Origin of the sequence: Phytoactinopolyspora endophytica, from assembly GCF_004138495.1 — a bacterium.
Classification (GTDB): Bacteria; Actinomycetota; Actinomycetes; order Jiangellales; family Jiangellaceae; genus Phytoactinopolyspora; species Phytoactinopolyspora endophytica.
The window spans coordinates 661,126-667,196 of record NZ_ML142849.1 but is presented as its reverse complement, the minus strand read 5'-3'; the positions used below and the strand labels follow the sequence as shown (position 1 = coordinate 667,196).

The following is a 6,071-nucleotide window of genomic DNA, read 5'->3' as shown; positions in this document are numbered from 1 at the left end:
CGCACAAACCCCAGTGCGCCTCCCTCCTCCGCCTTGCGAGCCGGGCGCGGATGCCCCGCTCGCTTAACCGGCGCCCCTATTCGCGCGACCCCTTGGCGGACATATTGTTGCATGCTCCATAATCGCGACGTCTCGCCCATTCATCATCCGACGATGAACCGCTCCTCGTGATGAACACGCCGGCCGCCTGCCGCGGCCAGGTGTCACAGCATGTGCCGTCGTCATGCGCGGCATTGCCCGGTACGGGCACCTCGTAGAGTGTCGGCGTGTTGGTGAAGTGGTTCAGCTGTGACGTGCACGATCCCGTCGGCTTCGGTCGGGGGCAACAGGGCTGGAGCCGCCTGCGCGGACAACAGGCCGGTCTCCTCGGCCAAGTCGGCGGTTGGGGTCAGAAGCAGTCAAACCATGCGCACATCCTTGGCTGCTGGACGGCTCGGCAGAAGTACGAGGAGTTCATGGCCGGACCCCACGATGATCTCGCTGCCGATCAGCGCGGCACCTATACCTCCGCGCATGCGGGCATGTTCGATCATCAACGCGACATCGCCCGCCCGTTGCCGGCTCGGCTCACAGCGGCAGGTGCGATTCGGGTGGCGCATTGTTTCGTCCGGCCGGAGCGGGTGGAGCATTTCGTCGACGTGCAGCAGCGCGTGTGGAACCCGGGAATGGAGATGGCTGAGGGCATGCTGGGTGGCAGCTTCTCCCGGCAGGCGGAGAACGAGTTTCTGGTGGTGACGCTGTGGCGCTCGGTCGCCGACCATCAGCGGTACGTCGAGCAGATGTTTCCCGATCTTCGAGTGCGATCTGGAGCCGCGGATGACCTCGCCTCGATCACGGGTGAGCTGATCCAGGTCGTGCCGGAATGGACGTTCCAGGGCGCTGAACTGCTGGGGTAGAGCTCGTCGTTCATCAAGAGCGCCGACGATCGGTGTGGTCCGCACCCTAGCGATCGTCGGCGATACCGCTCGGGGCCTCAGAGGTGAGCCTGGCGCACGTGCCGGACGGATCCTTGCACCGATGCATCGACAGCGCGCTGGCGGGCTCGGAAGGCGGCGGCCTTTGCGCGGTTCTGGCATGCGGTCGAGCAGAACCGTTTCGTCCCGTTGCGAGAGGTGTCGACGAACACGCGGTCGCACGCCGACGCGGTGCACACCCCGAGCCGATCACACATCGGGTTGCCCAGTACGACGGCGAGCGCGGTGGCCATGGAGGCAGCCCAGCTGCGCGCCCAGCCCGCGTCGATCGCGTGGAAGTGCAGGTGCCAGGGCTCGTCGTCGTGCCGGGCGAGCACGGGGGCTGCCTGGGTCTCCTTCAGAAGTGCATTGGTCTGCTCGCACGCGTCGTCAAACCGGCCGTCGTCGGCGGCGATGAAGACGCTGCGCAACCGACTGGCGTACTCGCTGAGCTGGTCGATATCCGATTCGGAGATGTCGGAGGTGTGGTCGGCTCGATGCGGGTACAGCACCTCCCGGACGTCGTCGGTGGACGGTGCCGCGGAGTACTCTCGCCCGCCTATGTATCCGGATGTCAGCAGGTTGACTGCGCCTACGGCGGCTCGCACGACATCACTCGTGTGACTGTCAAAGTCCACTTGACCAGTCATCCTTTCGGGGATAGTGTCATCACTGTCTATCACGATATCGACAGTAACGGAGTGCAGATAGTGGACAGCGGTGACACGGCGATCGTCTCGCCGGACCTGGCTCAGACCTGGATGCAGCGGTGGGACGTTCAGCAGGAGCACTACATCGCAGATCGTGAGGAACGGTTCGCGGTGATCGCCGACGTGGTGGAGGCGGCGCTGGATGAGGTCGAGACGCCGGTCATCGTCGACCTCGGGTGCGGGCCCGGTTCTCTCTCGGCACGCCTGCGTGAGCGCCTGCCGCAGGCGAGGATTATCGGCATCGACTCGGATCCGCTGCTGCTCGGACTGGGGCGTGTGCACTACGGCGACGCCATCGAGTGGGCGGACGCCGACTTGGCCGGTGCATCCTGGCGGACGCACATCCCGGATGTGATCCACGCTGCTGTGTCGACGACCGCCCTGCACTGGCTGTCTTCAGAGCACCTCGCGCAGCTCTACCGTGACCTCGCCTCACTGACCGCGCCCGGAGGAGTGTTGGTCAACGGTGACCATCTCGGCCTGTCCGACCAGCGGCTGCAGACGTTGGCGATGGTCGTCCGCGAGCGGCGGGCCGACCGTGCTGGAGTCCGGGACAACGAGGACTGGCGGGCGTGGTGGGACGACATTCTCGCCGAGCCCGCGCTGGCTGGACTCGCTCAGCAGCGTGCGCACTGGATTGCCGCACGAGACCAGTTCACGCCGAGCGCAGCCAGTGACGGCGCCGGCATGGACGGTGCGCGCCGCTCAGCCAACGGCGGTTCGGCTGAGAGCGCGGGCGACGGCATCAGTCATGACGGCAACGGGCTTACCGTGACCGACCACATCGAGATGTTGACGGCGGCGGGATATGTCAGCGCAGCCCCGTTATGGCAGGTCGGCGATGACCACGTCCTCGTCGCCATCCGCTAAGACCTGAGTCGCGGGAAACTGGCCCCATGATCATCAACCGTTGGACCGGCCATGATGGGTCCAGCGGTTGATGATCATGGGGACGTGGGGCGGCCGATCGGCGCAGTCGTGGCGTCGGTGAGCTTGACCAAGTCATCCGGCGTCAGCTCGATGTCCAGGCCGCGCCGCCCGCCGGAGACGTAGATGGTCTCGTAGCCGAGTGCGCTGTCGTCGAGGACGGTCTGTGACCGTCTGCGCTGTCCGAGCGGGCTGATCCCACCGACGACGTACCCGGTCACCCGCTCCGCGGTGGCGACGTCGGCCATGCCGGCACGTTTACCGCCGACGGCCGCGGCGAGCGCCTTGAGATCAAGCGAACCGGAGACCGGAACGATGCCGATGACAAGGTCGCCGTCGACTTCGGCCATCAGTGTCTTGAACACCCGTTCCGGCGCGACCCCGAGGAGTTCGGCCGCCTCCAGCCCGAAGGACTCGGCGTCGGGGTTGTGATCGTACGGGCGAGCTGTGTACGGCACGCCGGCCTGGTCGAGCGCGACGGTCGCGGGTGTGCCCTTGCTGGTCCGCTTCTTCTTGCTCACCGACCTATTCTGACGCAGCCAGTCAACTAACTTTTACAGCGTTTGGATTGGTCTGGTCGGTCACGGGGCAGGGCCACGTGGAACCACCCACTCGGTCGGCTGGCCGGTGACGCTGGCGATGCTCTATGCGATGTCGAAAGCAGGAGAGTACTGTCGGCGCCGTGCCGTAACGAGCCTTCGACCGCTCAAACACCATCTTCATTGAGAGGATTACGAACTGCGATGAGTTCTGAAACAACGTTTCTCAAGTGGGAAGATGTCAAGGCCAAGCGGCCCGTTAGCGACGAGGCGCGTGACCGCGCACGTACCCGCATTGAAACGGAGACCGCGGCTTACCAGGCGGCCGAGACGATGGGCGAGGTTCGACAGTCACCCGCTCGCTGATCCGGACGCCTACGGCGTGCCGCAGGCGTCCGGAACGGAGGTGAACCGAGCCTCGCGAAATCCGTCTAGGTGCGGGCGAAGCGGAGCGTGAGGATCTGGAACGGGCGCAGGCGCAGCTGCACCGTGCCGCTGGACGTCGCATCGGCCGGGTCGCGCTCGATGTCCAGCTGCCCGCCGTTGTCGGGGCGTTCGAGGAGGTCGGTGGTGGTGGCTGTAGAGACCGGGAACCCAGTGGTCACCCGTGCCGCGGCTTGCCCGCCGGCCGACTCGTAGAGCCGGACCACGACGTCGCCGGAACCGTCGTCGGCGAGCTTGATGGCCTCCGCGACCACGTCGTCGTTGTCGATGGTGATCAGCGGCAGCACGTCGTGTGAACCGCCGACAACCCGTTCCGGAAGGTTGATGCGGTAACCCTCGCGGACCGCGTCGGTGATCTGGGCGCCGGGGACGAGGGCGTAGCTCATCGAATGCCTGCCCTGGTCGGTCTCCGGGTCGGGGAATCGGGGCGCACGCAGCAGCGACAGCCGCACCGTGGTGGTGGTCCCGCCGTCATCGCGCACGTCGCGGGTGACGTCGTGGCCGTAGGTGGAGTCGTTCACCAGCGCCGCGCCCCAGCCTGGTTCGGCGACGTGCAGGTAGCGGTGTGCGCAGATCTCGAACTTGGCGGCCTCCCACGAGGTGTTGGTGTGGGTGGGCCGCTTGACGTGACCGAACTGGATCTCCGACGACGAGACGTCCGCCCGTACGTCCAGCGGGAACGCCGCCTTGAGCAGGGTCTCGGTCTCGTACCAGTCGGCGTCGATGCTGAAGTCGACCACCCGGCTGCCCGGCTGCAGCGTGATCTTCTGGACCAGCGTCGACTGGCCGACCCGGCGGGTGACGCGGACGGTGACGTCGGTGGACTTGACGATGTCCAGCGTCTCGACGTCGGTCAGGTCAGTGACGGTGTTGCGATAGTACGACTCGATGTCCCACGCGTCGTACTGGATCGGCAGGTCGGGGTGGAGCTGGAGCAGATTCGCGGCGGTGCCCGCAGCGATCGCCTCGCGCCCGGTCTCGCGCTCGACGACGGAGGTCACCAGGCCGCGTGCATCGACGACGACGCGCAGCTGCCCGTTGGACAGGATCCACCCGCCGTCGTGGGGTTCGCTGCTGACGGTGTCATCGCTGCCGGACTCCGCGACGCTGCTGATTCCGCCACGCTGGACAGTGATGGTGGCGCCGGCTGCCGGTGCGCCGTCAACCGGTGCGCCGTCAACCGGCGCGCCGACAACCCGGGCGCCGCCGGCGGCGATGCCGGAGCGTTCGTGTGCGGCGGCGTTGAATATGACCGGTTGGTTGCCGTCGCCGGCCAGGGCACGCTGGGCGTCGGTGATGATGCTGGTGAGCTCGTCGGCGACGGCGGCGTAGGTGTCGGCCGCTTCGCGGTGGACCCAGGCGATCGAGGAGCCGGGCAGGATGTCGTGGAACTGGTGCAGCAGGACGGTCTTCCACAGCCGGTCGAGCTGCTCGTGCGGGTAGGCGAACCCAGCGCGGACAGATGCGGTGGCGGCCCAGAGCTCGGCCTCGCGGAGCAGATGCTCGCTGCGGCGGTTCCCCTGTTTGGTCTTGGCCTGCGAGGTGTAGGTGCCGCGGTGATACTCCAGGTAGAGCTCGCCGAGCCACACCGGTGCGTTCGGATAGTCCGCCTCGGCCTTGGCGAAGAACTGGGCAGGTGGCTCGATGGTGACCTGCGGCGAGCCCTCCAGATCGCGCAGCCGGGCGGCGCGGGCGAGCATCTCCCGGGTGGCGCCACCGCCGCCGTCGCCGTAGCCGAACGGCACCAGCGACCGGCGGGCCGCGCCCTTGTCCCGGAAGTTGCGCACCAGGTGCGCCATCTCCTTGCCGGAGAACTCGCTGTTGTAGGTGTCCACCGGCGGGAAGTGGGTGAAGACGCGGGTGCCGTCGAGCCCTTCCCACCAGAACGAGTGGTGCGGGAACCTGTTCGACTGCGACCAGGAGATCTTCTGGGTCAGGAACCAGCGCGACCGGGACAGCCGGACCAGCTGGGGGAGCGCGGCGGAGTAGCCGAACGAGTCGGGCAGCCAGACCTCCTCGGTCTCGATGCCGAACTCCTCGGCGAAGAACCGCTTGCCGTAGACGAACTGTCGCGCCATCGCCTCGCCGCCGGGCATGTTGGTGTCGGCTTCGACCCACATGCCGCCCACCGGGATGAACTGGCCGTCGGCGATCTTCTCCTTGACCCGGTCGAAGACCTCGGTGCGGTGCTCCTTGATCCAGGCCAGCTGCTGCGCCTGGGACATGGCGAAGACGTACTCAGGGTGCTCGTCCATGAGGTTCACCGTGTTCGACGCGGTGCGGGCCACCTTGCGCACCGTCTCGCGCAGTGGCCACAGCCAGGCCGAGTCGATGTGCGCGTGCCCGACGGCGGACACCTGGTGCGCCGAGGCGTTCGCCGGGGCGGCCAGTGCCGGGGCGAGCACCTCACGGGCGGCGGCCGCGGTGGCGTTGACGTCCTGCAGGTCGACGGCGTCCAGCGCCCGGCCGATGGCGTGCAGGATCTCCCAGCGACGCGG

6 protein-coding genes are annotated in these 6,071 nt (G+C 67.3%); 3 read left to right on the top strand and 3 right to left on the bottom strand.

What is annotated here, in order from left to right; translation table 11 throughout:
- Positions 1–266 precede the first annotated feature (266 nt).
- Entirely contained in the window at positions 267–896 is a 630-nt protein-coding gene (locus ELR45_RS02910) for a DUF4937 domain-containing protein (protein ID WP_129663239.1), read from the top strand.
- 77 nt (positions 897–973) lie between these two features.
- Here the strand turns inward: ELR45_RS02910 and ELR45_RS02905 are convergent, their stop codons facing one another.
- Positions 974–1,591: a CGNR zinc finger domain-containing protein gene (locus ELR45_RS02905; protein ID WP_205855748.1), complete on the bottom strand. Its 618-nt coding sequence runs from the start codon at positions 1,589–1,591 to the stop codon at positions 974–976.
- A gap of 63 nt (positions 1,592–1,654) precedes the next feature.
- Between ELR45_RS02905 and ELR45_RS02900 the strand changes: the two genes are divergently transcribed.
- Positions 1,655–2,533, top strand: coding sequence for a class I SAM-dependent methyltransferase (locus ELR45_RS02900; RefSeq protein WP_205855747.1), 879 nt, complete (start codon positions 1,655–1,657; stop codon positions 2,531–2,533).
- 74 nt (positions 2,534–2,607) lie between these two features.
- On the opposite strand, the gene ybaK is transcribed toward ELR45_RS02900, so the two are convergent.
- Positions 2,608–3,111 carry a Cys-tRNA(Pro) deacylase gene (gene ybaK, locus ELR45_RS02895; RefSeq protein WP_129663235.1) on the bottom strand — a complete coding sequence of 168 codons (504 nt, stop codon included), beginning with the start codon at positions 3,109–3,111 and terminating at the stop codon, positions 2,608–2,610.
- A gap of 222 nt (positions 3,112–3,333) precedes the next feature.
- Here ybaK and ELR45_RS34460 point away from each other — a divergent pair, with 222 nt between their 5' ends.
- The gene (locus ELR45_RS34460; protein ID WP_165367419.1) at positions 3,334–3,495 is read left to right on the top strand and encodes a hypothetical protein; all 162 of its coding nucleotides are present in this window, start codon (positions 3,334–3,336) and stop codon (positions 3,493–3,495) included.
- 65 nt (positions 3,496–3,560) lie between these two features.
- Here the strand turns inward: ELR45_RS34460 and ELR45_RS02890 are convergent.
- On the bottom strand, positions 3,561–6,071 hold a 2,511-nt coding region (locus tag ELR45_RS02890), incomplete at its 5' end, for an alpha-mannosidase (protein WP_205855746.1).

Excerpts from the sequence above, each read along its gene's own strand:
- ELR45_RS34460 (WP_165367419.1), top strand. The coding sequence starts at position 3,334 with ATGAGTTCTGAAACAACGTTTCTCAAGTGGGAAGATGTCAAGGCCAAG.